Here is a 26661-nt window from a genome sequence, read left to right as displayed (position 1 = left end):
TATCTATGCCGTATTCGATAACTATTCCCGCTAGAAATGTGTGGCTAAAGAGTGATATTCCAGTGGAATCCGGTAAAAGACGGGACTTCGGTTTATTCGGAGCTGAAAGAGCTGGCCGATCAACTGATGGCCAAGGGCGTCGTCGCTATATCCTATCACCTGACGCCACCATTTTATTCCCAGGTATCAAAGCGTTCATCGGTTTTCCATTTCGGATATTCGGAAGAAAAAGTGGCGACCTATCTGGACCCGGAGATCATGGAATCTGACCCTATCCCCGACCATGTGATGTCTGTCGGTCATGTGATGACTTGGAAACAGATAATTAACGGAATCAAGTTGACGGAAAAGCATCGAAAATTTGTGAAACTCTGGAAAGACCAAGGGCTGACGGATGGCGTCGCGGTGCCTTTATTTGGGCCCAAGAGCAGAAACTCCTATTTTTCGATGAATTTCGGCAAAAGCATTGATGCGGATGATCAGGAGCGGATTTTGCCCCTGGTTAGCCTCGCTCAGGCCAGCCATAGAAGGATTTGTGCAATCATAAATCAGGCGGACGTGGTCAAGCCCATGCTGTCGGAAAGAGAGAATGAAGTTCTATACTGGATTTCTCGTGGCAAATCGAATGGTGAAATGGCGACGATATTGGACATTTCTGAAGCGACAGTCGACACCTATATCCGTCGTCTGTTCAAGAAGCTTGATGTCCATGATCGCGTATCGGCGGTGATTGTCGGGCTCAGCAGTTCATTGATAACATTGCGGTGAAATGAAGTTCTTTCGGTATTGAGAGACTTGCCTCCGATCTCAATCCGAAGAAAGCTACTCAACCAGTCGCAATTTGATCCGCGACAGCTTTGCGCCGACATCAAGCTGGTGGGGTAGTAAGCGGGTCAGGAAGGGACCAGCCATCCCGACCCGCTAGATTGATGTTCAGAAGCCTGTGTCATGGCTGCATTGACTTGAACCACTGTGGGAATGGTGCCAGTCCGAATGGGAATAATTCCGCCAAATCATCAATCAGAATTAGAAACGGTGGGAATGGCGATTGATTAACCGCCGGCACCAAAATTATTTCAGCAATTCCAACTGTTCCGGCAAGCCTGGGGGCGGCTGGGGAAACCCTGTTCGTGGGACGCTATTGGCCCTGACCCATCAGACCATCAAAATCTGTCCGCTTGATGCATCGAACGGTCGAATCTAACGGGAAAAAGCGTTGGCGGCTTCGACGGTGTTCATGAAATCGCGGAACAAGAGCCATTTTTCGTCCGCCACGGTGATGACATGGACGAAGTCTGATTCGATCTGCCGTCCGGTAGAGCGGGCGGTGAGGCGGAGATGGCCGGTGACCACGACCTTGGCGCCTTCGCAGATGAACTCCTCCGGATCAAACTGGTGGATATCGACCGAGGACAATACCGTTTCGAAAAAGCGCCGCGCCTGATCGAGGCCGCTGTACATTCCCGCATAGGGAATGACCCCGGGGCCGTAGAATTCGATCCGGACATTGCGGTGCAGCCATTGGACGATCGTGTCGACGTCCGCGGCACCAAAGGCGGTGAAGATATTCTTGGTTACGTCAATCGGGGCGATCATGGACATTCTTCCTTATATTTTTGGACATTTGGCATCAGAAATTGAACCGCAGGTCGACGCCATAGGTTGCTGGTGTGCCAAGCGGCCCGACAAATTCCGCGCCGTAGACGGTGCCGGTCAGTATCTGGTTGGTGAAATAGGTCTCGCCGGTCAGGTTGTCGCCGAACAGGCGGACGCTCCACCTGTCATCGGCGCTGGTGAAACCGAGGCTGGCGCGAAGCAGGCCATAGCTTTCCTGCGACGCGGCATCGATGTTGAAGACCGTGAAGTAGATTTTGCTCTGCCAGTGATATTCGGCGCGGGCGGTAATCGTGCCGCTGTCACCCACCGGCTGTTCAACCTGACCGGCCATGCTGAACTTCCAGCGCGGCGCGCGCGGCAGGCGCAGTCCGTCCAGATCGCGGAGCAGAGTGCCCGGGTCCTGGCTGAGCGGGGCAGGGCGCAAGGCTTCGGTCAACTGGCCCTCGGTAAATTGCGCATCAACATAGGTGAGCGCGCCTTCCAGCCGGAAGAAGTCGGTGGGGCGGGCGACGGTTTCGACTTCAAAACCGCGTATTCTTGCCTTGCCGACATTGCGGATAATCGGCTGGTTGCCAACGCTGTCCTGTGCCTGCAGGTTGGTATAGTCATACCAGAATGCCGAGGCGTTGAGCATCAGGGCGCGGTCGAGCAATTCGGTGCGGGCACCAATTTCATAGGACCAGATTTTCTCCGGTTCGAACGGATCGCGCTGGCTGCTGCCGATATTATAGCCACCGCTTTTGAAGCCGCGCTGGATAGAGGCGTAGAGCATCACGTCGTCGCTCGGTTTGAAATCGATGCCGAGCTTGGGCGTGAAGGCCCTGAAGGTCGTCGGGCCGTTGACGGGAGCGATGACGAAACCGAACGGATCGGGTTGCGCCGCATCGCGGTCTTCGGTGATCGCATTGGGAAAGAAGATCGTGTTGGGCGCGATGCGGATATCGGGAAGCATCACAAGATCAAAATTCTGCCGACCGTCGCGCCGCTCTTCGCTGTAGCGGCCGCCCAGCCGGACGGTGACCTGGTCCGAGACTTCCCATTGCGTGTCGAGATAGGCGGCCCAGGCCTTGGTCTCCTGTTCGCCGCTCAGGTGCAGTTCGCAGCACAGGTCGCTGTCGGGGAAGACCACAGGGAAGGGCGGCAGGACGCCGGCCGCTTGCAGGTCCATGAAACCCTGGATCAGGATGGGTTCCCAGAAATTGCCGAAAATATCATTGTCGATGATATTGCGCTCTTCGAAATAATAAGCGCCGGCAATCCACGAGAAGGGTTTGTCGGTGGGCGAGCTCAGCTGCACTTCGCTGCTCCACTGCCAATGATCTTCCTCGCGTCCGACATAATTGACATAGGCGTCTGACAGATCGAATTCATTTTGTGAAACCGGGTTGGTATCACGATAACTGCCGAGGACTTTCAGATTATAGTCCGCAATATCCCAGTCGAGCGTTGCTCCGAGGCCCCAATTCTCGACCTTGTTGAAATAGGGCGCATCGGCATAGATATCGCGGGAAGCGGCTTGGGAAACACGGCCGGCATTTTTCATCCCGAAATAAGGCAAGGTTTGCGACCCTTCGCGCGTCCCGTACCAGCCCGGAATTTCGTCGGCATAGCCTGCGCTGGCGTAGAAATAGGCGTTGGCCTTGTCATCGGCGCGGTAATAGTCGCCGTTGAGGCTCAGCGTTGCGTCGGGAGAAAGATCGGCCTCCACCGTGAGCCGGATGGAATAATCCTCCTTGTCTTCCACCCGCTCGGTACTGTCGTCGGGTCTGGTCGCCGTCGCATAGCCGTCGCGATCTTCCCATTGAAAGGCGAGGCGTGCGCGGATCGCATCGTTGATCGGTCCGCTCAAGGCACCGGCGACCCGAAAGCGGTCATAATTGCCGACCGTCAGCTGTAAATTGCCCTCTAGAATATCGGTCGGGCGATTGGTGACGATATTGACCGCACCGCCGGTTGCGTTGCGGCCATAAAGCGTACCCTGCGGACCGCGCAGCACTTCGATACGTTCGATATCAAAAAATTGCGGACCGATTGCCGCGGGACGGCTGATATAGACGCCATCAATATATGTGGCGGTCGAGCTGTCGGTACCGGCGATGATCGTAGGTGTGCCAATGCCGCGGATGAAGATTGATGTATCGCCCTGATAGGTAGAGATCTGGACCCCGGGCGCGATGGCACCGACTTGCTCGATCGAGGTGATCGACCGGTTGGCGAGTTCATCGCCACCGAACGCGGTGATCGACAAAGGCGCATCCTGAATCGACTCCGCGCGGCGGTTAGCCGTCACGATGATGACGTCACCTGTGCTTTCCTGCGCTTCATCGCTGGCCTCTTGCTGGGCATAAAGCGGCGCTGGTGCTGCCATCAAGGCGAGCAGGCTGGCCGTCGCGAGCACAGCTTTCTTGTTGTTCCGAATGTTCATATCGTCCTCCCTCTTTCGGTGATTTTGCTCACCGTTGTTTTTGAATATTCTTTGTTTCTAATCCCGAGCGTGGAAAATTACCGGGTTGCTGTGCAGTCCGTGGTTGAGCAGGCTGACATCCTGCCAGACCGCTTCGTCTGCGCGTTCAATCTGCTTATATCGTTCACGCAGCATGCGTGCGGTGGACTCCGCTTCCAGCTGCGCCAGCGGAGCGCCGAGGCAGCGATGGATGCCATAGCCGAAGCTCATATGGCGATTGGCATTCTTGCGGTTCAACTGGAACTCGTAAGGTTCGGGAAAGGCTTCCGGATCGTAATTGGCCGCGCCGAAGAAGCAGGCGACCCAATCGCCGCGCTTGATATCGGCATTGCCTATCGTTATGTCGCGGGTTGCTACTCGGAACAGCCGCTGCGGCGGACCATGAAAGCGCAGGGTCTCTTTATAGATCGCGTCGAACTGCGTCGGGTCCTCGACGAAACCCTGCCAGATGTTGTTGAAGTCGGCGAACACGGCGATAAGATTGCCGAGATAGAAAGAAGTCGTTTCTGCCCCGGCGACGGTCGCGGTCATGCAGAAGCGGACAATTTCCTCAAAGGACAGGCTGTCGCCGTCGACTTCGGTGCGGATGAAGGCGTTGAGCAACGGTCCTGGCGTCTCTTCGCCTTTGGCAATCCGGTCCATATGCTCTCTGACATGCTCTGCAAAGAAGCCCATTGCTTCTTCATTATAGGCTTGTCGTTCCACCGGACTTATGTCGGCGGACAGCATGAAGGCGGTTGCCCAGTTGCGTACGTCGTGGTCCATATTTTCCGGCATGCCGAAAAGATAGGCCATCACCCTGCTGGGCAGCATCGCGCAATATTCGGCCATGACATCAATTGTTTGGCCGGTTTTGAAGAAATCGTCCATGGTCTTGGTGACAAGCGCATCTACCGCCGGTGCCAGAGATTTGATCGATGCAGGCTGAAAAACCTTGGTTGCGATTTTCCGCAAGCGGGTATGTTCCGGCCGATCGTGATTGACCAGCATCAGCGAGGGCGCGGAGGATTCTTCCTGCAAGCTGTCACGTGAAGAAAAGCTGTCATGATCCCATGCCACGGCGGCGACATGGTCGAAATTAAGCACCACCCAGGATGGTTTAGGTTCGTCTACCCCCGGCATCGTGCCGGGAGGAAAATCGCGATAACCGAAAACCGGCGACTGGTCGCGCAGCAGATCATAATAGGGATAGGGATTCCGGATTACTTCCGGGCGGCTCAACTGGTCGGCGCTAAACGCGGTTTTCATCAATCCTCAACCTCATATATTTATATGTCGTATAGACACTATTTCTTTAGGACATAATAGAGATTGGGGAATAAATTTGTCAACTGAGCTCGCTGGATTGACGGGAGCTTTGGTATAATTGCCTGATTATAAATGATTTAATTATGGAATTGATCGTTAGTCGTAGATGTTCAAAAGGCTCGGATCGCGAATCTTGTGCGTAAAAGCTTTTGATTTTTTAGCAGCAGGAATAGACTTTTTCATGATATTCGTTCATCGAGCATGTCTAACCTTGGATGACGACACCGGGCGGAGATTCCAACGATGGAGTATAGAGTGAAGCAGCAGTCCGATTTCGGCATAGACTATCCCATAAAACGGGAAACTGCCCCGCAAAACTTCCTCAAGCTATTCTATCCGTTTCATTATTCGGTCGGCATGGCGGTCGAAAAACATTTGAGCGGGTCCAATCTGACCCGGCACCAGACGGTGATCCTGTGGATCATCCATTCAAAGGGGACCGACGGCAATACGATTCATCGCAAGACTATCGAACGGTTGATCGGCGAATGGTATGAACTGGGCAGCCCGGCGATTTCCAAAGTCTTGCGCGCCATGGCGGAAAAGGATCTCAATCTGATATCGATCAAGGAAAGCAAGACGTCGGCGCGGGAGAAGGTCATTCGTCTGACGAAAAAGGGTCAGGCAACGGTGAATGAAATGATGGAACGGACAGAAGCCTTTATCGCATTGATATCTGACCAGCTGACCGATGAAGAGATTGCGAATGGCATGGAATTCATGAGCAGGGTCGGCGCGATTGTTGAAGGTGGCTTTGCCGGTCGCAAAGAATAGGTTTGATGCTGACGAACCCAAGGCCTCAAACAAATGGCTGGAGGTTGGGGTAAGAAAATAATGTCCTACAGCAGGTCATTCATGATAGGGATGCAAAATGTCTGATCTGTCGTCTCTTCAATATTTATCATATATTACCAGCAGGTTGAGGGTCATTTCTGACGTCGATGCTACGAAAGGATTTTTTTTCTTTAACACTGTAAAGTTTGTACAGTTCATCAGACTACCGGCTTGTTATATGAACGGCTGGATATCCATCCATGAGTGCGCCGAGATGATTATTTTATCGTCTCGCCGGAGAGTTTTTTGATGCTGCCATCGCTGCTCATTCTGGACGATTTTATCGCCGATCCTTTGGTGGCGCGTAACGCCGCTCTGGCGCTGAACTATGATCCGCAAAACAAGCATGGCAATTATCCGGGCCATATCTCGACCAAACCGCTGGATATCCAGGGTCTGGACGAGCGGATCTCCGGGATCATCAACGCGCCGGTGAAAGCCGCGCCGGATACAAGCCATTTGCATTGCCGGGTGACGCTGAAAGGCGATAAAGGCCGCAGCGGGGTTCATATTGATCCGGCCTTTTATTCGGGCATTCTCTATCTCTCGCTCCCCGGACATTGCAAAGGCGGCACCGAGTTTTTCCGCCACAAACGCACTGGTCTGGAGCGTGTTCCGACGGATATGCCAGGGATTATGAAAGCCGGCTATTCCGACATAAATGCGCTGATCGAGGAGGTGGTCAATAAGGACACCAATCATCCGGCAAAATGGGAGAAGGTGATGACGGTGCCGATGCGTTTCAACCGGCTGATCTTGTTCAGCCCATGGATGTTCCACAATAGTGGCATGGCCTTTGGCAAGACGCCGCAGGATGGCAGGCTGGTCAATCTGATGTTTTTTGCGAAGGGATAGCGGTTGCTGCGTATCGATGTTAAGTCGACAGAATGATTGTCACCCCCGCGAAGGCCGGGGGCTAAACCAATGAAGGTGGGGTAAGCGATAGCCACCCAAAACCGACGACCCGACGAGAAAAAACAGGAGACCCTTCCCATGTCCAGACCGATATCCAGAACTTTCGCTGCCCTGCTGCTCGCGGTTTCTCCCTTGGCCTTTTTTCCCTTCAACGAGAGCCACGCTCAGGAAACCGACCGTTTCGCCAATGTCGAGATCAAGGCCGAACCACTGGCCGAAGGTGTGGCTGTATTATTTGGTGCCGGTGGCAATATCGGTGTTTCCTACGGACCGGATGGAACGGTGCTGATCGATGACCAGTTCGCCCCGCTGACGCCGAAAATTCAGGCTGCCATCGCTGGTCTGGGGGCGGAGCCGGTTACATATCTGATCAACACCCACTGGCACGGCGACCACAGCGGCGGAAATGAAAATTTCGGCAAGGCGGGCGCGCTGATCATGGCGCATGACCATGTCCGCGAACGGATGCTGGGCGTCCAGAAGTCAGGGCGCGGCAATGATCCGGCATCTGCGGCCGAGGGCTTGCCCACCGTCACCTATCATGACGGCCTGAAGCTGCACCTCAATGGCGACGAGGTGCAGGTCAAACATATGAAACATGGCCACACCGATGGCGACAGCGTCATATTCTGGAAGAAAGCCAATGTCGTGCACATGGGAGATCTGTTTTTCAACAAGCTGAGTCTGCCCTTCATTGATCTGGACAGCGGAGGCAATGCGCGCGGCGTACTGGCGGCGGCAGAAAAGGTGCTGACCATGGTGAATGACGAGACGAAGATCATTCCCGGTCATGGACCGATGGCGACCAGGGCGGACCTGATCGCCTATCGCGACATGATGAAGACGGTGATCGGCGCGGTGGAAAAGGCACAAGGCGAGGGCAAGTCGCTGGAGCAGGTGCAGGCCATGAAACCGGCGGCGCAATGGGACATCAATCCCGATGCCTTCATCAAGGGTGATGCTTTTGTCGAGGCGGTGTACAAAAGCCTGAAGAAGCCGGATCACGCGGAAGACCACGCCCACTAGTCAGAGGGTCGCTGCCTCGATTTCTTCGCGCAAAGAGGCCATCAGCGGTTTGACCCTGGTCAGCCGCGGTTCTTCTTCGTCGACGATTTTGCGGAAGATGGTTTTCTTGAAGTCGAGAATGGTGTTGGCATCTGGACGCTTGGTCTCGGACAGAGTGGAAAGCATGATGTCGATCATCCGGTCGGCCCCGTGTAACCGGCCCCAGAGATAGTCATTCTCGCGATAGCTGCGGCTGAAAAAGGCGCCAAAATTGTTGAATTCGATGCCTTTTAGTGTTGCAGCAACGCCGCCCTTGCGGATTGTCTTGGCGTCTTCGGGAGAAATGCGGTCGACCTTGATCGGGTCGAACTCGTCAAGTCCTTCACCCTGGAGCAGCGGCAAGGTCGCAATATCGTAGAAAGGAAAGCCGAGAAAGGAGAGCAGCATCGACCGTTTTTCTGTTTTGGGCACCATCACAAGCGCCTCTGCCAACTTGGCATCGACGATTGCGTCAGCGGCCGTAAAGTCACGGGTCCTGGCCAGCATCTCCAGCATCAGTCCGGGCTTTTCGGCGGCTTGTTCGGCAACGGTTGCAAACTCATCGCCAAGATAGTCGATCGTTTCACGCTCGATATAGAGAGACAGACAATCGTAAATGACATCATGAACCGTCTCCATGACATCATGATCGGCGGGATTGGCACGATCAAGGTCTTCGGCAAGCTGCCGGGCGAGGGACCGGAGCCGCCGAACGCGGAACCCGAGATCATGCTGCCGGAAAAACTCGGCCGCAAGCTTCGTCGGGCCACCGCTTTTCAACCCGATATTGTCAAGTCCGCGGCGGCGAATCTCCGCCCACAAGGCGTTGCGCAACTGGGGATGGTTATGGCCGTTGGGGTCAGCCTTCGTCCTCCGAACGGTGTTGGCGATATCCTCTATCACTGTTGCCAGCCTGAGGTGACCGTAAGCGCTGTAGGAGAAACCCGCGAGCTTGGCCGCCTTGTCGCGCGATTTGCGGCGCCAGGCTGCTACGCGTGCTGCGGTGGGTCGGTCGAGAAAGAAGGTGCGCCCAAACAGGCCCTCGACATGTTGTTCGACTTCGCCGCGCAAATTCTCGGTGATCAGCCGCATCTGGCTGATCCGGTTGGAACGACCAGCAATTGTATTGAGACTGTCTCTGATCGGCTGTTCACGGGGAATATTGGAGATTGCTCCGAAAATGGTAGAGAAGAAACCTGGTAACGCCTCATTCTCGGCTTCTTGCGCCGCTTGCAGGCGTTGATGTGCCTTGTCGCTTTTCGCAACATCAAGGTCGGGGCGGGGATCTATATAGACGAAACGCCGATCGACCTCGCGCTTGGCGGGCCGGTTTTTCAATGCCTCGATCGCTTGTGCAAAGGGAGCGTTGGCGAGGACTGAACCGTCGATCAGTACGGTATCTTCAGCGGTGCCGGCACGAAATTGGTTGGGCAATATCCGCTTCAAAAAGGCCGATCGTCCTTCCCAGACATATTCACGGTCGGACAACAGATCGTCCAGTTCTCTTATCGAGAATGGCGGGAAAGCGCCCGGAAAACTGGCCGTGGCGCGACCGGCGAAGGTCAGGGCTGCTGGATCGGCAATCGCATCGTCTCTCTTTCCTCTGGTCGAGAAGCCGATTGTGATGCGATGCTCCATCTCGAGCGCTTCGGGGGGGCTGTGCAGTTGCAGTTTTTCCGGATGGCCGACAAAATCGGTCACCGTAACGAACAGATCGAGCGGCTGACCCGGCGGTAGCAACCGCGGACCACGCTCGGTTGCTCTGACCGCTGCCAGTGCATCCCAGATCAGGCCGCTGAAGACTTTGCCGCCAAAGGGGGGAGCAAACCACCGTGCACGAACGAAGCGCGAGAGTTTCATTTTGACCTCTTCGCGGGCTTCCTTCGAGACGGTTTGTTCGACCGCTCCACCCTTGCGGCCCAAGGCCACCCAGGCGATCGGCTCAGCCCAGAATTTGGAAAAACGCGAAAGCGGTCGCGCATCGGGATCGAGCAGCTTGTCGACATCGGCCGTGTCGAGCCACAAATCGGTCAGCGGATCGAGCGACTGGCCCGACAATATCGCCTGCGACAGAAAAATGCCGTTAATCCCGCCAGCGCTGGCACCGGCAATAATATCTGGCAGTACGCGCAGCCTGGTGCCGGTTTCCTGCTCCAGCCATTCCAATACATCATAATAGATACCGCGGCTGCACTGGTCGACTCTGGCACCATCGTGGAAATCCCGGCTGGCCTGTGCCAGTTTCCAGATCTCTTTGGTGATGCCATGCATATAGATGGCCAGACTTACGCCGCCATAGCAGATCAAGGCCAGTCTGAGTTCTTTCTGCCGCATGGGTTTTTAACTACAGGATGGCGGGAAGGGTGCAAGCGCGAATGCCATGGATCCAATTCATCCGGTGCCAGATATCGCTAGCGTTCTTTATTTGTTCTGCTAAATAAGCCGCATGGCCAAACCGAAGAAAAAATATGTCTGTCAGAATTGCGGCTCGATCGCGCATCGCTGGGAAGGGCAGTGCGGCGATTGCGGCGAGTGGAATACGCTGGTCGAGGAAGCGGGCGAAACGGTGTTTGCTTCCAAGCATAATCTGCAGACCGGCGGGCGCGAGGTGCGGCTTGTCGGACTGGATAGCGAGATCGCGCTGCCGGACCGTCGCAAAACGGGCATTGCCGAATTTGACCGCGCTGTTGGTGGCGGACTGGTGGCCGGATCGGCGACGCTCATGGGCGGTGATCCGGGGATCGGGAAATCGACATTATTGCTGCAGGTTTCTGCGCGACTGGCCGAGGCAGGGCTTTCGGTGGCCTATATTTCCGGCGAGGAAGCGGCGGACCAAGTGCGGTTGCGGGCAAGACGGCTGGGGCTGGGCAAGGCACCAGTCAAACTGGCATCGGCGACTTCGGTACGGGACATATTGACCACATTGGGCCGCGATGCTCCGGATTTTGTCGTGATCGATTCGATCCAGACCATGCACAGCGATCTGATCGAAGGCGCGCCCGGCACGGTTAGTCAGGTGCGCGCCTCGGCGCAGGAGATTATCAAATTTGCCAAGGAACATGGCACGATGGTGATGCTGGTCGGCCATGTCACCAAGGACGGCAATATCGCGGGGCCGCGTGTGCTCGAACATATGGTCGATACGGTGATGAGCTTTGAGGGCGAGCGCAGTCATCAATATAGAATACTTCGTGCAATCAAGAACCGCTTCGGCGGCACCGACGAGATCGGTGTGTTCGCGATGGAAGAGAAAGGCCTCACCGAAGTGGCCAATCCCTCTGCCCTGTTCCTGACCGATCGCAGCGAGGAAGTTACCGGAGCGACCGTTTTCCCGGCGATGGAAGGCACAAGGCCGGTGTTGGTTGAGATTCAGGCGCTGACAGTCCGTCTGGCGAGTGGCGCAACCCCTCGGCGTTCCGTGGTTGGATGGGATAGCTCCCGGCTGGCGATGATCCTGGCGGTGCTGGAAGCGCGCTGCGGGCTGAGCTTCTCCGGCGCAGAAGTCTATCTCAATGTCGCGGGGGGCTATCGGCTCACCGATCCCGCTGCCGATCTGGCTGTGGCGGCTGCGCTGATATCCGCCCATGCCGAACGTCCGATGCCCAGCGACGCCGTGATCTTCGGAGAAATTGCGTTGTCCGGGGAAATCCGGCCGGTCTCGCGCACGCCTCTCCGTCTCAAGGAAGCGTCGAAACTGGGCTTCGACCGCGCTCTGATACCGGCGTCCGGTGAAAAAAGCAGCGACAGCATGAAGAAACTGCAATTCGCCAAACTCGCCAATCTCGTTGACCATATGCTCGAGCGTGACTAGCTAGAGCCGATGACCGGTCTCGATATATTTGTGCTGATTTTAATGGGCGGAGCAGCGGTGCTCGGTTTCCTCAGAGGATTCGTTCAGGAAGCGCTTTCGCTCTTTGTCTGGATACTGGTCGTGTTGGGTGTTCGGATGCTGCACACGCCGATATATGAGCGATTGATCAGCCCAGTGGGCAGCGAGAGCGGCGCTTCTGTGCTGGCTTTCGCATCTATCGTCATCGTCACTTATGCGCTGGGGCGTTGGATCGCGAGATCCATTGGCAGAAAATCGCGCAAATCCGTTCTGGGTCCGATTGATCGCGTGCTCGGCTTCGGCTTTGGCATGATCAAGGGGCTGATCGGCGCGACCTTGCTCTATCTGCTGGTCGTTCTGGTTTATGACACAATCTATGGCGCGGACGAACCGCGACCGGAATGGCTGGCCGATTCCCGGACCTATCCGTTGCTCAACGCCAGCGGTAAGGCAATGGTTGACTTTGTCGAGGAACAGCGGAAGTCGGACGACGAGCCCGCAGGAACGGACCAGTGAGCGGGGCGCTCTACACCCGCGACATTCTGCGTCTCGCGGTGTCGATTCCGCACCAGAAAAGGCTCGACGATGCCGACGGATCGGCCGAATTGCGATCCCGGACCTGCGGCAGCAAGGTCTCGGCAGACGTGATGCTCGGCGATGATGGCGAGCTGCAGGATATCGGTCTCGAAATAAGCGCCTGCGCGCTGGGACAGGCCTCTGCCGCCATTTTGGGGGCGCAAGCCATCGGCAGGACGGTCGCGGATATCAGCGCTGTGCGGGACAATCTGGCCGCCTTTCTGGACGGAGAAGGCGAGACGCCCGGACCATGGCCGGATATGGACAAGCTGGCGGCCGCCCGGGATCACAAGGGCCGTCATGCCGCGATATTACTTCCTTATGATACAGTGATCGCTGCTTTCGCAGACGCCGCTGCCAAGCAAAAGGCGGTCTGAGCCATGGAAACCGAAACCCATATGGCCGATCTGTTGCTGGGCGGCTTCGTAATGCTCGGCGCGGCTCTGGTCATGGTGCTGGTGTTTCGCCGGTTCGGCATCGGCGCGGTTCTCGGTTATCTGATCGCAGGGGTATTGATTGGCCCGCACGGGTTCCAGTTGATCAGCAATGCCGGCACAATCCTCGAGTTTTCCGAAATCGGAATCATTCTGCTGCTCTTCATCGTCGGGCTGGAGCTGGCACCGGCGCGACTCATGCGTTTGCGTCAGGCAATATTCGGTCTCGGAATGAGTCAGGTTGTGTTGTGCGGCGTCGCGCTGTTTCTGCTGATCATGGCGACGACCAATTTCACCCTTGCCGCATCCATCGCCATAGGCTTGCCACTGGCGCTGTCCTCGACGGCGCAGGTGCTCCCGATGCTGCAATCTTCCGGCAGACTGAATACGCCGACCGGAGAAAAAGCTTTCTCGATCCTGTTGTTTCAGGACCTGTCGATCATCCCGCTGCTCACTATCATTGCTGCGCTATCCCGCGCACCACAGGACGAAGGCGGGCCGTCAGGATGGCTGACCGCGCTATACGCGATACTTGCCATAGGCGGGCTCATCCTGGCCGGCAAATATCTGTTGCAGCCATTGCTGAAAGTGATTGGCAGGATTGCGGAGCGTGAATTGTTTATTGTTGCCGGTCTTGTGGCTGTATTGGGCGGCGCAGCACTGATGGACTTTATCGGTCTGTCGCCAGCTCTGGGGGCTTTTATCGCCGGGGTGATGCTCGCGAATTCTCCCTATCGACATGAGCTGGAAGCCGATATTGATCCTTTTCGATCTCTATTGCTCGGTTTCTTCTTCCTGGCGGTCGGTATGATGCTGGACCTGAATGTCGTGATGGAAAATCCAGCCTTTATACTGGGGGCAGCCCTTGCGTTGGTCGCGGTCAAAATCGCCATTATTTTCGGGCTTGGCAAACTCTTCGGGATGGACACCAACCCGGCTTTGGCGATGGGAATGCTGCTGAGCCAGGGTGGTGAATTTGGCTTTGTGCTATTTTCTGAAGCAGAAAAGGCGCTATTGATTGAACCCGAAGCGAGCAGTCTGTTCGGCGCGATTATCACCATTTCAATGGCGACGACGCCCTTTCTGATGCTGCTCGCGCGGCGATTCAGCAGTGGAGCAAGCAAGTCGTCAGCGGATCTCGAAGATCCCTCCAACGCCGGGCGGGCATCGGTCATCGTGGTCGGTCAGGGGCGGTTTGGCCAGACGGTGTCGCAAGTGCTGATGGCTGCAAAAATCCCGCTGACGCTGATCGACATCAAGCCGGAACAGATTGATGTGCATCAGCAATTTGGCGCGAAGGTTTTCTATGGCGACGGCACTCGTGTGGACCTGTTGCGGCGCGCGGGCGCGCATGAAGCGGATGCCATCGTCTTCTGCATGGATGATAAGGAATTCGGTCCCGAACAAGCGCGCGCGATCGTTCAGTCTTTTCCGGAAACCAAGATATTCGTCCGGGTCTATGACCGCCGCCAGCTGATCGCGCTCAAGGGGCTCGGCATCGTCGGGATGAAGCGGGAAATGTTTGAATCCGCGATCCATCTCGCGCGGCAGACCATGTTCGCAATTGATTTGGATAGCAGTCTGATCGAAGAGGTCGACGAAGAATTCCGTCAGCGCGATTGCGATCGGCTGGAAGCGCAGATGAAGTCCGGCGGTGACATGCTTGCCGGTGGAGAACTCAGATTCGGAAATAGCGCGGCGAAGGAATCCTGATCTCCGATTTTCGCGTTTGGTTAGTCAGACTCGTCCAGAAATTTTGCAACGTCCTCCAGATCGACATCCTTCGCCAGAAAGGACTGTCCGATACCGTTTGCAAGCAGGAAGGGCAGGGTGCCGCCGCTCATTTTCTTGTCGTGCATCATATGGTCGACCAGTCGTTGACCGGATGCACTGACCGAAGCAGTCGCCAGATTATATGGCAAATTGACCGACTTTAGATGGGACCGGACGCGCTCCGCTTCGGCCGGGTCGCAATGGCCGCGGCGTACCGAATATCCGAATGCCAGCGCCATGCCGGCAGCAACGGCTTCGCCATGGACCAGCTTGTCCGAAAAACCGGTTTCCGCCTCCAGTGAATGGCCGAATGTATGGCCAAGATTGAGTAGAGCACGGCGGCCGCTGAGCTCTTTCTCGTCTTCTTTGACGATCAGGGCTTTTGCGCGCACGCTATGGATGATCGCTTTGCTGAGAGCTCCCGGGTCGCGATTCAGAACCTCGCTGCCATTGGCTTCGCACCAGGCGAAAAAGTCCGGGTCGCTGATCAGTCCATATTTGATCACTTCGGCGTAGCCGGCGCGCAATTCCCGGTCTGGCAGGCTGTTCAGTACCAGTGGATCAATCAGCACAAAACGGGGCTGGTTAAAGCTACCGATCAAGTTCTTTCCGGCTGAACTGTTGATCGCGGTTTTGCCGCCAACGCTGCTATCCACTTGGGCCAGAAGACTGGTGGGTATCTGGACGAACCTGCAGCCGCGCTTGACAATTGCTGCCGCAAATCCGGTGAGATCACCGATGACACCGCCGCCAAGCGCGACCAGTGTATCGGAACGCTCGACGCCTTGGGTCAATAGCCAGTCGGTTACCGATTCCAGTTGTCGCCAACTCTTGCTCGATTCTCCTGCCGGCAGGCTTTTTATCACCAGATCGATTTCACTTTCGGCAAAAGAGGCCTGCAACTTTGGTAGCAGATGAGGTTCGACATCTTTGTCCGTGAGAACGAAAAACCGTTGATTGTTGGCAAATCTCTGCAGATGCGTCGAAGCCTGCTCCATCGCACCTGGCTGGACAAGTATCGGGTAGCTATGCTCACCTAAGTCAACAGTGATTTGGGTCAATGTCGCAATGCCTCAATGATTTTCTCTACGGTTGTTTCATGCGGCGAATCATTGCCTATGACATGAATATGTGCGGTGGCATAAACGGGATTTCTTGTCCTTGCCAGATCGGCTAAAATTTTCGCGGGATCACCGGATTTTAACAATGGCCGGGTATCGCGCCGTCCGACACGTTTTACCAGCGTATCCAGATCGGCGTCGAGCCATATCGCGATTGCCTTTTCAAGAATCAGCGAACGTGTTTCTTCATTCATAAACGCTCCCCCACCAGTGGCGATGACCTGACGCTTTCCTTCCAGCAGTCGAGTTATCACACGTCGTTCCCCATCACGGAAATAACCTTCGCCAAAACGAGTGAAAATTTCTTCGACCGTGAGGCCTGCTGCCCGTTCTATCTCCTCGTCGGCGTCCACGAAGGCAAGGCCCAGCCGTTTTGCAAGGCGTCTGCCCACGGTGGTTTTCCCGACACCCATCAAACCGACCAGGACAAGTGTCCGGTCAGGTGCGAAATCGGAATTTCCACCGGAATTTCCGGCTGAATTGTCGAAAGAGGCTTTTATGTTTTTATCCATTGGGGCAAAGGCTATACAGTGGTTGGCTACGGGTGCAATTTCCAATGCTGATTATGCTAGTTTTTTAACCGTTTGAAAAGTTGAGGCAGATCTATGCCGCGTAAATTGGTTTTTTTAATATTGTTTGTTGCAGTCTTAATCGGCGCGGCGATTTATTTGGCTTCGATGGATGTCGAACAACCGCTGCACCCGATGGAAAAGCCTGTAATCGGTGATGATTTGCAATAATATGCGAACACGTATCAAGTCCATATCTTTGGCCGCTGTCAGCCTTGGCGCGCTAGTAATAGCGATCCCGGTACTGGGGCAGGACACACCGGAATCCTTGCTGCCACCAGGATTTGGAGATTCTGCTCCTGCGCCTAGCCCTGCGCCCGTGATCGCGCCAACACCAGCGCCGGGTCCGGTTTCAGCACGCCCTGTGGCACCGCAACAGGCTGATCCATCAAGCAGGACTGTCAATGATGGCGATGTCGCCGAGTTTTCTCCCGATTTGCCCTCGTTGAGTCTGGATGAGAATGGCGAGCTAGATCTGAATGCGCTGGATGATGCGATGCGGCCCCAATATCGCCTGAGCGCCGGTGAAAAACGGTCAATGGCAGAAATCGGTTTGTTGACGCCCGAATATAATGGTCTGGCGAAAGATGCGTTTGGACAAGAGGGCGGCCAATATCTGACCAATCTGATCCGAAATCTGAACGGTCCCATCATTTCCCGTTGGGGTTCGATATTGCTGCGGCGAACCTTGCTGAGCAAGGTTGTCAGTCCCGATAACATAAATCCCGCAGATTGGACTGCCGAAAGAGCGTGGCGTTTGTTGTTGATGGGGGAAGCGGACGCCGCCCGCTCACTTGTTATGAAGGTAGATGGTGGCAACTACACCCCCCGGCTTTATGAAGTGGCGATGCAGGCACATCTGGCAACCGCGGATCCAGCCGGCATTTGCCCCCTTGTTGACGAAGGTGCGCGAGTTAGTGATGCGCCGACATGGATCATGTTCAGGCCTATATGTGCGTCTCTCGCAGGGGAACAAAGCCGGGCGAATAGTTTGCTCCAGCAAGCGAGACGGCAAAAAGTAGCTACCGGGATTGACTATTTGCTGGCTGAAAAGACAATAGGTGCCGGATTTGAAGGCCGGCGTGCTGTTTCAATCCTTTGGGATGATATCGAGTTTTTCAACAATTGGCGCTTCGGATTGGGCGCAGGGACCGGGGTGGAGCCGCCTGACCGTCTCTATGCTAAGGCGGGGCGCCATGTGCAGGGGTGGCGCGTGCGAGCACCCATGCTTTCGATCGATTCACGAATGAAAGCTGCAGACATTGCAGCTGCGATCGGAGTGGTTTCAAATCAGGCCATGGTTGACCTTTATTCTGCAGCATATGAGGATCCAGAAACAGGGGATGATCGCAGAGTTTTGGCGTCGGTTTTGCGACAAGCATATACTGATGATTCGGCAGAATCCCGATTGGCAGCGATGCATGATCTCTGGGGCCGGTCCAATGGAACTCTTACCCGTTATTCGGCCAAGATATTGACGGCTCGCGCTGCGGCGAAAATTCCTCCCGCAGAGGCGCTCGGCGAACAAAGCGGCGACCTAATTGCTTCTATGCTCTCTGCCGGGCTTGATCGTAGTGCCGTCAGATGGGCAGATATTGTTGATCAGGGTAGCAAAGGATGGGCTTTGTTGGCGGTGGCTTCGCCGAATAAAAATGTTTCGGTATCTTATGACGCGCTCGATGATTTTGGCGACAATGATGAAGGGAGCGGCCGCCTGCGGAGTAAATTTTTGCTGGCAGCAGTTGCTGGCCTGGGCAGGGCTGACCAACAGACGATCAATGATTTTGCGAGCGATTTGGAACTCGACCTGGGGCGTTCAACGCGGTGGACGAGGGCGATCCAGTCGGCCGCACGGCGCGGGCAACAAGGAACCGTCGCTTTGCTGGCGGCCGTTGGTATGCAAGGCCGGAACTGGAAGGCGATGTCGCCGGTGCATCTATATCACATTGTACAATGTCTGAAACGCGTGGGGCTCGAACCTGAAGCCCGAATGATTGCGGCGGAAGCGTTGACGCGGACATAAGCTTTGCTTTGAAGGCGGTGAGGTCTATTCATGCGGGCATGAGCGATGACGCCAATCTGATCGAACGTTTCCTTGAGATGCTGGTCGCAGAGACCGGTGCATCTCAACATACTTTGTCAGCTTATCGAACTGACCTGGAGCAAGCTTCTGCAATAACGGGTCGTAAATTGTTCGCCGCTGATCGGACGATGATCAAGAATTTGTCCTCTCATTGGCGTGACTTGCAAAATAGCACTGTTGCACGCAAATCCTCGAGTCTGCGTCGTTTTTTCGGTTTTCTGATTGAAGAAGGCTTTCGGGAGAATGATCCTTCCGATGCCTTGCCGCGACCGGGGCTGGTCCGTTCGCTGCCCAAGACTCTATCGCACACGGAAGTTGCGAATCTGTTCCAGTTGATCGCCACGGAATTGAATTGCGATACGGTTAAACCGTCTACCATCCGGCTGTCGGCGATTATGGAACTGCTTTACGGTTCGGGATTGCGCGCGAGCGAACTTGTGACTTTGCAGCGATCGTCAATTTCGGGCGACAGACCCTATTTGATTATAAAAGGAAAAGGGGAACGAGAGCGACTGGTGCCCGTCTCTCAACAAGCCCGAGACGCTGTACATCGATGGGCGGGCTTTGTCGATCCGAAGGAGAAGTGGCTATTCCCTTCACGGAAGGGCCATATTAGCCGAATCAGATTATATCAGGTTATCAAGGATCATGCCGCCAGGGCAGGGATCAACCCCGCCAATATAAGTCCGCATGTCTTGCGACATGCTTTTGCCACTCATTTGCTTGAGGGGGGAGCAGATTTGCGGGCATTGCAATCCTTGTTGGGCCATAGTGACATCAGTACGACCCAGATCTATACGCATATCGATAGTGCGCGTCTGGTAGAACTTGTTAATAATCGTCATCCTCTGAGACAACGAAATCTCGTACGTTGACGTTTCGCTTGTCCGGTCCTAACTCTTTTCCATGACATCTTATCTTGATTTTGAAAAACCGATTGCGGCACTTCAATCCCGTATTCTGGAGCTGAGAGATACAGCGGACGAAGGTTCGCTGGATATCGAAGCGGAAATTGAAAAGCTGCAGACCAAATCTGCCAAAATGCTGGCGGATACCTATGGGAAGCTGACTCCCTGGCAAAAAACCCAGGTTGCTCGTCATCCCGAACGTCCCCATTTTAAAGATTTAATAGCAGGCCTGTTTGACGAGTTTATACCGCTCGGGGGTGACCGGAATTTTGGGGATGATCAGGCCATCATAGGTGGTTTCGCTCGAATGGGCGAACGCCGGCTGATTGTCATTGGTCACGAAAAGGGTGATGATACACAAAGTCGCTTGCGGCACAATTTCGGTATGGGAAAACCAGAAGGATATCGCAAGGCGATCCGTTTGATGGATATGGCCGACCGGTTCTCGCTACCGGTTTTAACCTTGGTCGATACATCGGGAGCATTTCCGGGAGTATCGGCTGAAGAACGGGGGCAGGCTGAGGCGATAGCACGCTCGACTGAAAAATGCCTGTCGCTTGGGGTTCCTATGGTAGCCGTGATCGTAGGTGAAGGTGGCTCGGGCGGTGCGGTGGCTTTGGCCGCTGCAGAACGTGTGTTGATGTTTGAACATGCTGTCTATTCGGTGATTTCACCGGAAGGTTGCGCGTCGATTCTATGGCGTACAAGTGACAAAGCCGATGTCGCTGCCGACGCGATGCAAATCACTGCTCAAAATCTCAAAAAGCTGGGTGTCATCGACCGGATAATAGCCGAGCCAGTAGGCGGTGCACACCGTGATCAGGTTTTGGCTATTGCCGATCTGGGCAAAGCGATTGATGAAGAGTTTGGAGAGTTAGAGAAGTTTGACCGCGAAGCATTGCGAAAAATGCGTCGCGAAAAATTTCTTCAGATTGGTACGCTATAATTCAGAAAGTCCAGGTTCTACGTTAGCCGGATGGCTCGAAACGTCATTTTACACGCGGAACCCTTTACCAGCTGAACCGTTCTTATACATTGCAGCCATGAGGAGCATGCTATGAGACGATTTTCGATAAGGCTGACGACAAAATTGATGAGTGCTGTAGGAGTTGTCATTCTGGCAGCCTGTACGGGCAGCGGAGCCGATGCCGGTGCGGTGGAATCGGCAGGAAGTCAGTCGGGCGAAGCGCGGTCCATATCAGCGGCGGAAAAGCAGAAGGGGGCGGAAGCTCATCCGCAATTGCTGGAGGAATTCGGGGGTGCCTATACTGGCCCTCAAGTTGCTTATGTTGTTCAGGTCGGGCAAAATATTGCGGTGCAATCCGGTCTTGGAAATGCACGCAGTGATTTTACGGTAACGCTGCTAAACAGCCCTGTGAACAACGCCTTTGCGATCCCGGGAGGATATGTCTATCTTACCCGGCAGTTGATGGCGCTGATGAACGATGAAGCGGAGATGGCTGGTGTTCTGGGCCATGAAGTTGGCCATGTTGCTGCGAGGCATAGCGAAAAGCGACAGAAGGCGGCAACGCGCAACAGCATTTTGGGCATTTTGGGGCAAATCGGGGCCCAAGTGCTTTTGGGTGATTCTGCTATTGGGCGGCTCGGACAGGAAGTTTTTGGCACTGGTAGCCAATTGTTGACGCTCAAATATTCGCGCGCACAGGAATATGAAGCTGACGACCTGGGAATCCGCTATCTCGCTTCGGCGGGCTATGATCCACAGGCGCTTTCAACCATGTTATATTCATTGGCCGCGCAATCTGCGATTGATGTGCGAGCAGCGGGTCGTGACGCACGCAGTGCGCCCGAATGGTCGAGCACGCATCCTGACCCTGCTCGAAGGGTGTCGCGTGCTGCGAGCAATGCTCGTAAACTGGGGGGATCCGGGGGGCTGCGCAATCGGGATCAGTTTCTGCAAAAATTGGATGGAATCTTGTACGGAGATGATCCCAAACAAGGCGTGATCGAGGGGAATAATTTCCTCCATCCCGACTTGAAGCTGAAATTTACCGTTCCCAATGGTTTCTCCATGCAAAATGGAGCACGCGCCGTCTCGTTTACCGGATCGAGTGGCCAAGGACAATTTACGACCGCTGCCTATAACGGAAATATGACTTCCTATATTGACGCCGCTTTCAAAAGCCTTGTGGGCGAAGGAAAATCGATTTCTTACGGCGGAATAGAAAAAACAACGGTGAACGGGTTGCCTGCAGCTTATGCGACAGGGCGGGTTGACAGCGACAATGGTCAGGTTGACGTGACTGTTTTCGCATATGAATTTTCGAAAAGCAGCGCCTTTCATTTTGCAACTATAGTCCCGGCAGGTCGCGCTTCGGTTTTCTCGCCAATGTATCAGAGCATGGGCAGGCTTTCGGCGGCTCAGGTGGCCGCAATCAAGCCACGCAAAGTTGATATCGTAACGGTAAAAAATGGAGATACAATTTCAAGCCTGTCTTCGCGAATGGCTTATTCAACTTATCAGAAGGATCGTTTTCTGGTGCTCAATCGCTTGCGCGCAACAGACGAGTTGCAAGCGGGGCAAAAGGTAAAAATCATAACTTACTGACTATAACGTACAAAAAAAGACGGCAGCCCTTGGGCTACCGTCTTCTTTTTTCGAATAATCCGAAGATTAACCAGCCATCGAGTTTTCGACTTCGGTGAAGGTGTTGCTGAGGGTGTTACCCAGCTGACCCATTGCAACAATAGCTGCAACAGCGATCAGAGCAGCAATCAGGCCATATTCAATAGCCGTTGCACCTTCTTCATTCTTAAACATTTTACGTACGAGTTTCATGTCCGGTCTCCTAGATTTGACAAACTTCACTTACCCAATTGAACATAAATTATGTCCAATATTCAAAACTCTAGAACAGAAACCTTACCAAATGATTAAGTGCGAATACTTATTATGAAGCGCCGGTAACCTCATTGGCAACACCACTCCACATGTTGAAAGTTTCATTGGCAACACCGGTAATCGCGACCATTGCGGTCAGCGCGATGAGAGCCAATATCAAACCATATTCAACAGCAGTCGCACCCCGGTCAGAAAGATATAATTTTTTCAAAAGATCGATCATATCTCTCTCAACGTGGATAAAGTTCTGCTAAGTCATGAACGGTACCGGTTTCACAGAAATGGATTAACAAAATCCTTACATCGCATAAAAAAATGGAAAAAAATCCGACATACCTATTTGTCGCCGCGGCCGCTCTGATTGACCAAAACGGCAGAATTTTGGTACAGAAGAGACCTGAGGGGAAGCCGATGGCCGGTTTGTGGGAGTTCCCCGGCGGCAAGGTGGAAGTGGGAGAAACCCCCGAAGCTGCTCTGATTCGCGAGTTGCATGAAGAGCTGGAAATTCGGGTCGAAGAACCTGATATTAAACCAGTAGCCTTCGCCAGCGAAACTCTGGGTGATCAGCATCTGGTCCTTCTTCTATATATATGCCACAAATGGACAGGACTTGTTCTGAGTCCCCAGTCGCTAGATTTGCAGTGGCTGTCGGTGGCGGCAATCCGGGAGCTTCCGATGCCACCGGCAGATGGGCCATTGGTCGAAATGCTTTCCCATGTCCTGCGGGACCCGACTTAAACAGTAGCTCAGTCCCCGTTATTCTTGGAAAGTCTGGTTTTCAGAGATACCTGTCCGCTGCCGCGGCGGGCCGGTTTTGGCTGGTCCGGGTGTGGTGCCCACGCACACAGATATAATATGGTCACGATTTCGGAGAATTTTCCATCTGCGCTTGTCCGCGCATCGAATCCCGAAATCATGCGATTATAGATATTCCGTCCAATGGCAGGGCGAATGCCGGACATGATATTGCTGCCTCCCACGTCACGGATGTCGGAAATCAAACGGTCGAGGCCGGAATAATTCAGATGCAGCGTATCGCTGTCCGCCACCGGTATGGTCAACCCCGCCCGCGCCATCAGATCTCCGGCTGTGCGCACATCGATTTGCGGGTGAAAATGGGAGGAAACCCGGTCGCCTTCTGACTCCATGATGACAGATTTGAGCGAGGGGAAACTTTCGGCACCTATCAAGGCGGCCAACAATAATCCATCTGGAACCAAAATCCGTCGGCACAAAACCAGTGCACCGGGCAGATCATTGACTGTATCAAGGGAACCTATATTGATAATTAGGTCAAAGCTGTGATCGGCAAATGGCAACCGATCATCATCGCATAATATGCCTCCAAGTGCCTTCGTCACTTGTACGCTTGAGTCGGCAAATATCACTTGCATGCCGCGTGCTTTTAGTGCGTTTCCTAACCCTTCCGCCGATAACCCGATTATCAGGACTCGCTGAAACGTCCGTTTGACCACATCAAGACGTTCCAGAATTTCATCAGCCATAATCTGCGAGAGAAAATCTTTACCATGCTCCCGGGAATAGGCGCGATCTCGGACGAGGCGTCTCAGTTTGCGATCAAAAACTTCGGGAACATTGACTGTATCGGTCATAAGGTCTTGTCGCTTTAGGAGCGCTGGGCAAAAAGATCAAATGCCGTTGCCAGCTATATTCAACCCTTTGATCGATTTTGCGTTGCCACCAAGATGTCCGGTATGCGGCGTCACTGTTGAGGCGGATAACCGCTTCTGCCTGCGTTGCTGGCGGCAGCTGGATTTTCTTGCAAAGCCTTGGTGTGCGGCTTGTGGAGCTCCTCTAACCTTTGACTGTCCTGACGGAAGTCTTTGCGGAAAATGCCTGACAGATCGGCCCATGCATGATGGGGTGAGGGCCGTGGTGCGCTATGATGACAAAAGCTCGCTGATCGCAATGCGTTTAAAATATGGTACCCGGTTGGGGCTCGCAAGATTGATCGCCGAACACTTACAGAAATTCGTTGAGGAATGTTCAGCCAACGCGATTATCGTTCCTGTACCGCTCCACCGCACACGACTATGGCGTCGCGGATTTAACCAGTCCGTTCTGATAGGCAGGGAACTTGCTCGAAACACTGGTATCGGGATGAATTACAATGCCATTGTCCGCCAACAGGCTACGCCTCCGCTGCGGGGTCTGAGCGGTAAAGAGCGCTGTCGAACGGTGGACGCGGCGTTTGCGCTCCGCAGCAATGAGGCGGAAATTGGTGGCAAGTCAGTCCTGTTAGTCGATGATGTTTACACAAGTGGCTCAACGAGCAATGCCTGTGCTCGACTGCTCAAAAAAGCGGGGGCCGAACGAGTGCTCGTTTTCTGCTGGGCGCGGGTTATAAACGATTTTGAAAATGGCTAGTGCCTTGAACAGATAGAGATCGCTTGAATTTATTTCGCTAACAGCCCATTTGCAGACTGATGGTAGAAAGATCCAAATATGGCGAAAGTTGAAATATACACAAAGTTTACATGCGGTTTCTGCTTCCGGGCAAAGGCGTTGCTTGAAAAAAAGAATGTAGGTTTTGAAGAGACAGACATTACCATGGGCGGTAAGAAACGCGAGGAAATGATCCAGAGATCTGGTGGTCGAACGACCGTTCCGCAAATATTTATTGATGACCGTCATATCGGAGGTTCGGATGATTTGTCCGCACTGGACTATTCCGGCGAGCTCGATGCGCTTTTGAAAAGTTGATCCGTTTTGAAAATTGCTCTTGCCCAAATGAACAGCGGCATTGATCCAAAAGAAAATGCCAGACAACTCTCTTCGCTCATAGCTCAAGCTGCGGCGGGAGATGCTGCGATAATTTTTACGCCAGAGATGACCGGATTGGTAGATCGGGATCGGTCGCGGGCGGCTAGAAATATCAGCACCGAAGCTGATGATATGGTGCTTTTAACCGCGCGGTCCGAAGCCCGCAAGGCCGGTATATGGGTCCAGCTCGGCTCTCTTGCAGTGAAGGCTTCCAACAATTTGGAAGAGAAATGGGTCAATCGTTCGTACCTTATCAGTCCTGACGGAGAAATTATCGCGCGTTATGACAAGATTCATCTGTTTGATGTTGATCTTGGTCCCGATGAATCATCCCGGGAATCCTCAGCATATGCAGGGGGGCACAACGCCGTTGTAGCTCCGGTCTCCGATGCAACGCTGGGATTGTCCATTTGTTATGATCTTCGTTTTCCCGGCTTATATGAAGCGCTGACCGACGCAGGCGCCGATATATTGTCTGTCCCCGCCGCGTTTACGGTCCCGACCGGAAGGGCCCATTGGGAAATATTGCTGCGAGCTCGCGCAATCGAGGCGGGGGCCTTCGTTGTTGCAGCGGCGCAATATGGTCAGCATGAAGATGGCCGTTCCACCTATGGCCACTCAATAGTGGTCGACCCTTGGGGCGAGATATTACTCGATATGGGCGAGGGCAATGGGCTGGGCTTTTGCGAACTGGATTTGAGGAAAGTCCAGGAAACGCGTTCGCGGATACCCGCAGTTGCAAACCGTAAAAAGTTCAAAATGCCGGTAAAAATGACATGATTATTTTCGATTTGATATGTGCGGAGGGCCAGCATCGGTTTGAGGGCTGGTTCGGATCCTCGCAAGATTATGCCGAACAGCTGGATCGCGGATTGCTGGACTGTCCGGTTTGTGGCAGTAAAAATATCGCAAAGGCCGCCATGGCTCCCAATGTTGGTCGGAAAGGCAATCAGAAACTCGCTACCCCTAAACCAACGGGTGATACATCCGAAATCCAGACGGTAAAGCCGGTCACCAATGAGATGGCTGTGCCAGCTGATTATAAGGAAATGATTGGCAAACTGGTCGAGGCACAGGAAAAGATGCTTGCCAGTTCCGAATGGGTCGGCGACAAATTTGCTGATCGAGCCCGCGACATCCATTATGGGGATGCGGACAGAAAATCCATTCACGGAACGGCCTCACAACAAGAAGTGGCCGATTTGGTAGAAGAGGGCATCCCGGCGCTCCCGCTGCCCCTTCCGGTTTTACCACCCAAAGCCAAAAATTGATTCTGGCATGCGCCGACCAATATGGCTAAACCCGCATCACCAAGCGCCCGTAGCTCAGTCGGATAGAGCATCAGATTCCTAATCTGGGGGCCACAGGTTCGAATCCTGTCGGGCGCACCATTCCTGTTCAGTTTTGGGTACAGCATGAAGTCAGGCTCCGCACACGGTCCGAGACAAAGCGGTTCTGCTACTCATGATACCAACATCACTACTGGTGACTTCATCCCAAGAACTGCGATCGAGCCCAAGCGAGAACCGGGATAATATT

At 54.1% G+C, this 26661-nt stretch carries 27 protein-coding genes, 1 tRNA gene and 1 pseudogene; 20 read left to right on the top strand and 9 right to left on the bottom strand.

The window, feature by feature from the left end; genetic code table 11:
- Nucleotides 1–51 precede the first annotated feature (51 nt).
- The gene (locus ACN0VD_RS10830; protein ID WP_417594089.1) at nt 52–768 is read left to right on the top strand and encodes a LuxR C-terminal-related transcriptional regulator; all 717 of its coding nucleotides are present in this window, start codon (nt 52–54) and stop codon (nt 766–768) included.
- Nucleotides 769–1200: 432 nt separating this feature from the next.
- On the opposite strand, the gene ACN0VD_RS10825 is transcribed toward ACN0VD_RS10830, so the two are convergent.
- From ACN0VD_RS10825 to ACN0VD_RS10815, 3 genes are read right to left on the bottom strand one after another with little or no spacing between them, the layout of a single operon-like run.
- Entirely contained in the window at nt 1201–1596 is a 396-nt protein-coding gene (locus ACN0VD_RS10825) for a nuclear transport factor 2 family protein (protein ID WP_417594087.1), read from the bottom strand.
- 34 nt (nt 1597–1630) lie between these two features.
- On the bottom strand, nt 1631–4042 hold the full coding sequence (locus ACN0VD_RS10820) for a TonB-dependent receptor (RefSeq protein WP_417594085.1): 2412 nt from the start codon (nt 4040–4042) through the stop codon (nt 1631–1633).
- A 57-nt stretch (nt 4043–4099) separates the two neighbouring features.
- Nucleotides 4100–5329 (bottom strand): cytochrome P450, encoded by a 1230-nt coding sequence (locus ACN0VD_RS10815; protein WP_417594083.1) that lies wholly within the window; start codon nt 5327–5329, stop codon nt 4100–4102.
- Between the two features lie 315 nt (nt 5330–5644).
- On the opposite strand from ACN0VD_RS10815, the gene ACN0VD_RS10810 reads away from it, so the two are divergent.
- From ACN0VD_RS10810 to ACN0VD_RS10800, 3 genes are all read left to right on the top strand, one after another.
- On the top strand, nt 5645–6163 hold the full coding sequence (locus ACN0VD_RS10810) for a MarR family winged helix-turn-helix transcriptional regulator (protein ID WP_417594081.1): 519 nt from the start codon (nt 5645–5647) through the stop codon (nt 6161–6163).
- Between the two features lie 309 nt (nt 6164–6472).
- Nucleotides 6473–7078: a DUF6445 family protein gene (locus ACN0VD_RS10805; protein WP_417594079.1), complete on the top strand. Its 606-nt coding sequence runs from the start codon at nt 6473–6475 to the stop codon at nt 7076–7078.
- A gap of 138 nt (nt 7079–7216) precedes the next feature.
- Nucleotides 7217–8164: an MBL fold metallo-hydrolase gene (locus ACN0VD_RS10800; RefSeq protein WP_417594077.1), complete on the top strand. Its 948-nt coding sequence runs from the start codon at nt 7217–7219 to the stop codon at nt 8162–8164.
- Here the strand turns inward: ACN0VD_RS10800 and ACN0VD_RS10795 are convergent, their stop codons facing one another.
- Complete coding sequence (locus tag ACN0VD_RS10795; RefSeq protein WP_417594076.1) at nt 8165–10516, bottom strand: patatin-like protein; 2352 nt, start codon at nt 10514–10516, stop codon at nt 8165–8167.
- 112 nt (nt 10517–10628) lie between these two features.
- Between ACN0VD_RS10795 and radA the strand changes: the two genes are divergently transcribed.
- Genes radA through ACN0VD_RS10775 form a run of 4 tightly spaced genes read left to right on the top strand, consistent with a single transcriptional unit; the run spans nt 10629 to nt 14734 of the window.
- Nucleotides 10629–11993, top strand: coding sequence for a DNA repair protein RadA (gene radA / locus ACN0VD_RS10790; RefSeq protein WP_417594074.1), 1365 nt, complete (start codon nt 10629–10631; stop codon nt 11991–11993).
- A 9-nt stretch (nt 11994–12002) separates the two neighbouring features.
- A complete protein-coding gene (locus ACN0VD_RS10785; protein WP_417594072.1) occupies nt 12003–12527 on the top strand; it encodes a CvpA family protein in 525 nt (174 codons plus the stop codon).
- Nucleotides 12524–12964 (top strand): iron-sulfur cluster assembly scaffold protein, encoded by a 441-nt coding sequence (locus ACN0VD_RS10780; protein WP_417594070.1) that lies wholly within the window; start codon nt 12524–12526, stop codon nt 12962–12964. Before ACN0VD_RS10785 ends, ACN0VD_RS10780 begins: the two co-directional genes overlap by 4 nt.
- Before the next feature lie 3 nt (nt 12965–12967).
- On the top strand, nt 12968–14734 hold the full coding sequence (locus ACN0VD_RS10775) for a monovalent cation:proton antiporter-2 (CPA2) family protein (protein ID WP_417594069.1): 1767 nt from the start codon (nt 12968–12970) through the stop codon (nt 14732–14734).
- A gap of 20 nt (nt 14735–14754) precedes the next feature.
- On the opposite strand, the gene aroB is transcribed toward ACN0VD_RS10775, so the two are convergent.
- Complete coding sequence (aroB, locus tag ACN0VD_RS10770; RefSeq protein WP_417594067.1) at nt 14755–15855, bottom strand: 3-dehydroquinate synthase; 1101 nt, start codon at nt 15853–15855, stop codon at nt 14755–14757.
- Nucleotides 15852–16472, bottom strand: coding sequence for a shikimate kinase (locus tag ACN0VD_RS10765; RefSeq protein ID WP_417594065.1), 621 nt, complete (start codon nt 16470–16472; stop codon nt 15852–15854). Before ACN0VD_RS10765 ends, aroB begins: the two co-directional genes overlap by 4 nt.
- A 48-nt stretch (nt 16473–16520) precedes the next feature.
- On the opposite strand from ACN0VD_RS10765, the gene ACN0VD_RS10760 reads away from it, so the two are divergent.
- The 5 genes from ACN0VD_RS10760 (at nt 16521) to ACN0VD_RS10740 (ending at nt 22044) form a co-directional block, all read left to right on the top strand.
- On the top strand, nt 16521–16655 hold the full coding sequence (locus tag ACN0VD_RS10760) for a hypothetical protein (protein WP_417594063.1): 135 nt from the start codon (nt 16521–16523) through the stop codon (nt 16653–16655).
- 1 nt (nt 16656) lies between these two features.
- Nucleotides 16657–18507: a hypothetical protein gene (locus tag ACN0VD_RS10755; RefSeq protein WP_417594061.1), complete on the top strand. Its 1851-nt coding sequence runs from the start codon at nt 16657–16659 to the stop codon at nt 18505–18507.
- Nucleotides 18508–18545: 38 nt separating this feature from the next.
- Nucleotides 18546–19442, top strand: coding sequence for a tyrosine recombinase (locus ACN0VD_RS10750; protein ID WP_417594059.1), 897 nt, complete (start codon nt 18546–18548; stop codon nt 19440–19442).
- 31 nt (nt 19443–19473) lie between these two features.
- Nucleotides 19474–20421: an acetyl-CoA carboxylase carboxyltransferase subunit alpha gene (locus ACN0VD_RS10745; RefSeq protein ID WP_417594057.1), complete on the top strand. Its 948-nt coding sequence runs from the start codon at nt 19474–19476 to the stop codon at nt 20419–20421.
- Between the two features lie 111 nt (nt 20422–20532).
- Entirely contained in the window at nt 20533–22044 is a 1512-nt protein-coding gene (locus tag ACN0VD_RS10740; RefSeq protein WP_417594055.1) for a M48 family metalloprotease, read from the top strand.
- Between the two features lie 66 nt (nt 22045–22110).
- Here the strand turns inward: ACN0VD_RS10740 and ACN0VD_RS10735 are convergent, their stop codons facing one another.
- Together ACN0VD_RS10735 and ACN0VD_RS10730 are read right to left on the bottom strand one after the other, a co-directional pair.
- A complete protein-coding gene (locus ACN0VD_RS10735; RefSeq protein WP_417594053.1) occupies nt 22111–22275 on the bottom strand; it encodes a Flp family type IVb pilin in 165 nt (54 codons plus the stop codon).
- A 112-nt stretch (nt 22276–22387) separates the two neighbouring features.
- Entirely contained in the window at nt 22388–22561 is a 174-nt protein-coding gene (locus ACN0VD_RS10730) for a Flp family type IVb pilin (protein ID WP_417594051.1), read from the bottom strand.
- Nucleotides 22562–22653: 92 nt separating this feature from the next.
- Between ACN0VD_RS10730 and ACN0VD_RS10725 the strand changes: the two genes are divergently transcribed.
- Entirely contained in the window at nt 22654–23076 is a 423-nt protein-coding gene (locus ACN0VD_RS10725) for a (deoxy)nucleoside triphosphate pyrophosphohydrolase (RefSeq protein WP_417594049.1), read from the top strand.
- Between the two features lie 8 nt (nt 23077–23084).
- Here the strand turns inward: ACN0VD_RS10725 and ACN0VD_RS10720 are convergent, their stop codons facing one another.
- Nucleotides 23085–23951 (bottom strand): class I SAM-dependent methyltransferase, encoded by an 867-nt coding sequence (locus ACN0VD_RS10720; protein ID WP_417594047.1) that lies wholly within the window; start codon nt 23949–23951, stop codon nt 23085–23087.
- 40 nt (nt 23952–23991) lie between these two features.
- On the opposite strand from ACN0VD_RS10720, the pseudogene ACN0VD_RS10715 reads away from it, so the two are divergent.
- The 6 genes and pseudogenes from ACN0VD_RS10715 to ACN0VD_RS10690 all read left to right on the top strand — a co-directional run.
- Nucleotides 23992–24186 (top strand): annotated as a pseudogene (locus tag ACN0VD_RS10715) (double zinc ribbon domain-containing protein); the annotation flags it as partial.
- Nucleotides 24187–24210: 24 nt separating this feature from the next.
- Nucleotides 24211–24726, top strand: a complete 516-nt coding sequence (locus ACN0VD_RS10710; protein ID WP_417594125.1) for a ComF family protein — start codon at nt 24211–24213, stop codon at nt 24724–24726.
- A 78-nt stretch (nt 24727–24804) separates the two neighbouring features.
- A complete protein-coding gene (gene grxC, locus ACN0VD_RS10705; protein ID WP_417594045.1) occupies nt 24805–25062 on the top strand; it encodes a glutaredoxin 3 in 258 nt (85 codons plus the stop codon).
- A gap of 6 nt (nt 25063–25068) precedes the next feature.
- The gene (locus ACN0VD_RS10700) at nt 25069–25902 is read left to right on the top strand and encodes a carbon-nitrogen hydrolase family protein (RefSeq protein WP_417594043.1); all 834 of its coding nucleotides are present in this window, start codon (nt 25069–25071) and stop codon (nt 25900–25902) included.
- Nucleotides 25899–26393 carry a DUF1178 family protein gene (locus ACN0VD_RS10695; protein ID WP_417594041.1) on the top strand — a complete coding sequence of 165 codons (495 nt, stop codon included), beginning with the start codon at nt 25899–25901 and terminating at the stop codon, nt 26391–26393. Before ACN0VD_RS10700 ends, ACN0VD_RS10695 begins: the two co-directional genes overlap by 4 nt.
- 43 nt (nt 26394–26436) lie before the next feature.
- Nucleotides 26437–26513 (top strand) — tRNA-Arg (locus ACN0VD_RS10690).
- The last annotated feature ends 148 nt before the right edge of the window (nt 26514–26661 follow it).

Origin of the sequence: Parasphingorhabdus sp. (genome assembly GCF_048267785.1) — a bacterium.
GTDB lineage: Bacteria > Pseudomonadota > Alphaproteobacteria > Sphingomonadales > Sphingomonadaceae > Parasphingorhabdus.
This window is presented reverse-complemented; position numbering and strand designations above follow the sequence as displayed.

Coding starts and splice junctions, on each gene's coding strand:
- ACN0VD_RS10820 (WP_417594085.1), bottom strand. CDS start 4,042: ATGAACATTCGGAACAACAAGAAAGCTGTGCTCGCGACGGCCAGCCTG.
- ACN0VD_RS10730 (WP_417594051.1), bottom strand. CDS start 22,561: ATGATCGATCTTTTGAAAAAATTATATCTTTCTGACCGGGGTGCGACT.
- ACN0VD_RS10725 (WP_417594049.1), top strand. CDS start 22,654: ATGGAAAAAAATCCGACATACCTATTTGTCGCCGCGGCCGCTCTGATT.
- ACN0VD_RS10735 (WP_417594053.1), bottom strand. CDS start 22,275: ATGAAACTCGTACGTAAAATGTTTAAGAATGAAGAAGGTGCAACGGCT.
- ACN0VD_RS10695 (WP_417594041.1), top strand. CDS start 25,899: ATGATTATTTTCGATTTGATATGTGCGGAGGGCCAGCATCGGTTTGAG.
- ACN0VD_RS10760 (WP_417594063.1), top strand. CDS start 16,521: ATGCCGCGTAAATTGGTTTTTTTAATATTGTTTGTTGCAGTCTTAATC.
- ACN0VD_RS10800 (WP_417594077.1), top strand. CDS start 7,217: ATGTCCAGACCGATATCCAGAACTTTCGCTGCCCTGCTGCTCGCGGTT.
- ACN0VD_RS10755 (WP_417594061.1), top strand. CDS start 16,657: ATGCGAACACGTATCAAGTCCATATCTTTGGCCGCTGTCAGCCTTGGC.
- ACN0VD_RS10785 (WP_417594072.1), top strand. CDS start 12,003: ATGACCGGTCTCGATATATTTGTGCTGATTTTAATGGGCGGAGCAGCG.
- grxC (WP_417594045.1), top strand. CDS start 24,805: ATGGCGAAAGTTGAAATATACACAAAGTTTACATGCGGTTTCTGCTTC.
- radA (WP_417594074.1), top strand. CDS start 10,629: ATGGCCAAACCGAAGAAAAAATATGTCTGTCAGAATTGCGGCTCGATC.
- ACN0VD_RS10775 (WP_417594069.1), top strand. CDS start 12,968: ATGGAAACCGAAACCCATATGGCCGATCTGTTGCTGGGCGGCTTCGTA.
- ACN0VD_RS10795 (WP_417594076.1), bottom strand. CDS start 10,516: ATGCGGCAGAAAGAACTCAGACTGGCCTTGATCTGCTATGGCGGCGTA.
- ACN0VD_RS10825 (WP_417594087.1), bottom strand. CDS start 1,596: ATGATCGCCCCGATTGACGTAACCAAGAATATCTTCACCGCCTTTGGT.
- ACN0VD_RS10740 (WP_417594055.1), top strand. CDS start 20,533: ATGAGACGATTTTCGATAAGGCTGACGACAAAATTGATGAGTGCTGTA.
- ACN0VD_RS10745 (WP_417594057.1), top strand. CDS start 19,474: ATGACATCTTATCTTGATTTTGAAAAACCGATTGCGGCACTTCAATCC.
- ACN0VD_RS10750 (WP_417594059.1), top strand. CDS start 18,546: ATGAGCGATGACGCCAATCTGATCGAACGTTTCCTTGAGATGCTGGTC.
- ACN0VD_RS10815 (WP_417594083.1), bottom strand. CDS start 5,329: ATGAAAACCGCGTTTAGCGCCGACCAGTTGAGCCGCCCGGAAGTAATC.
- ACN0VD_RS10720 (WP_417594047.1), bottom strand. CDS start 23,951: ATGACCGATACAGTCAATGTTCCCGAAGTTTTTGATCGCAAACTGAGA.
- ACN0VD_RS10805 (WP_417594079.1), top strand. CDS start 6,473: ATGCTGCCATCGCTGCTCATTCTGGACGATTTTATCGCCGATCCTTTG.
- ACN0VD_RS10710 (WP_417594125.1), top strand. CDS start 24,211: ATGCATGATGGGGTGAGGGCCGTGGTGCGCTATGATGACAAAAGCTCG.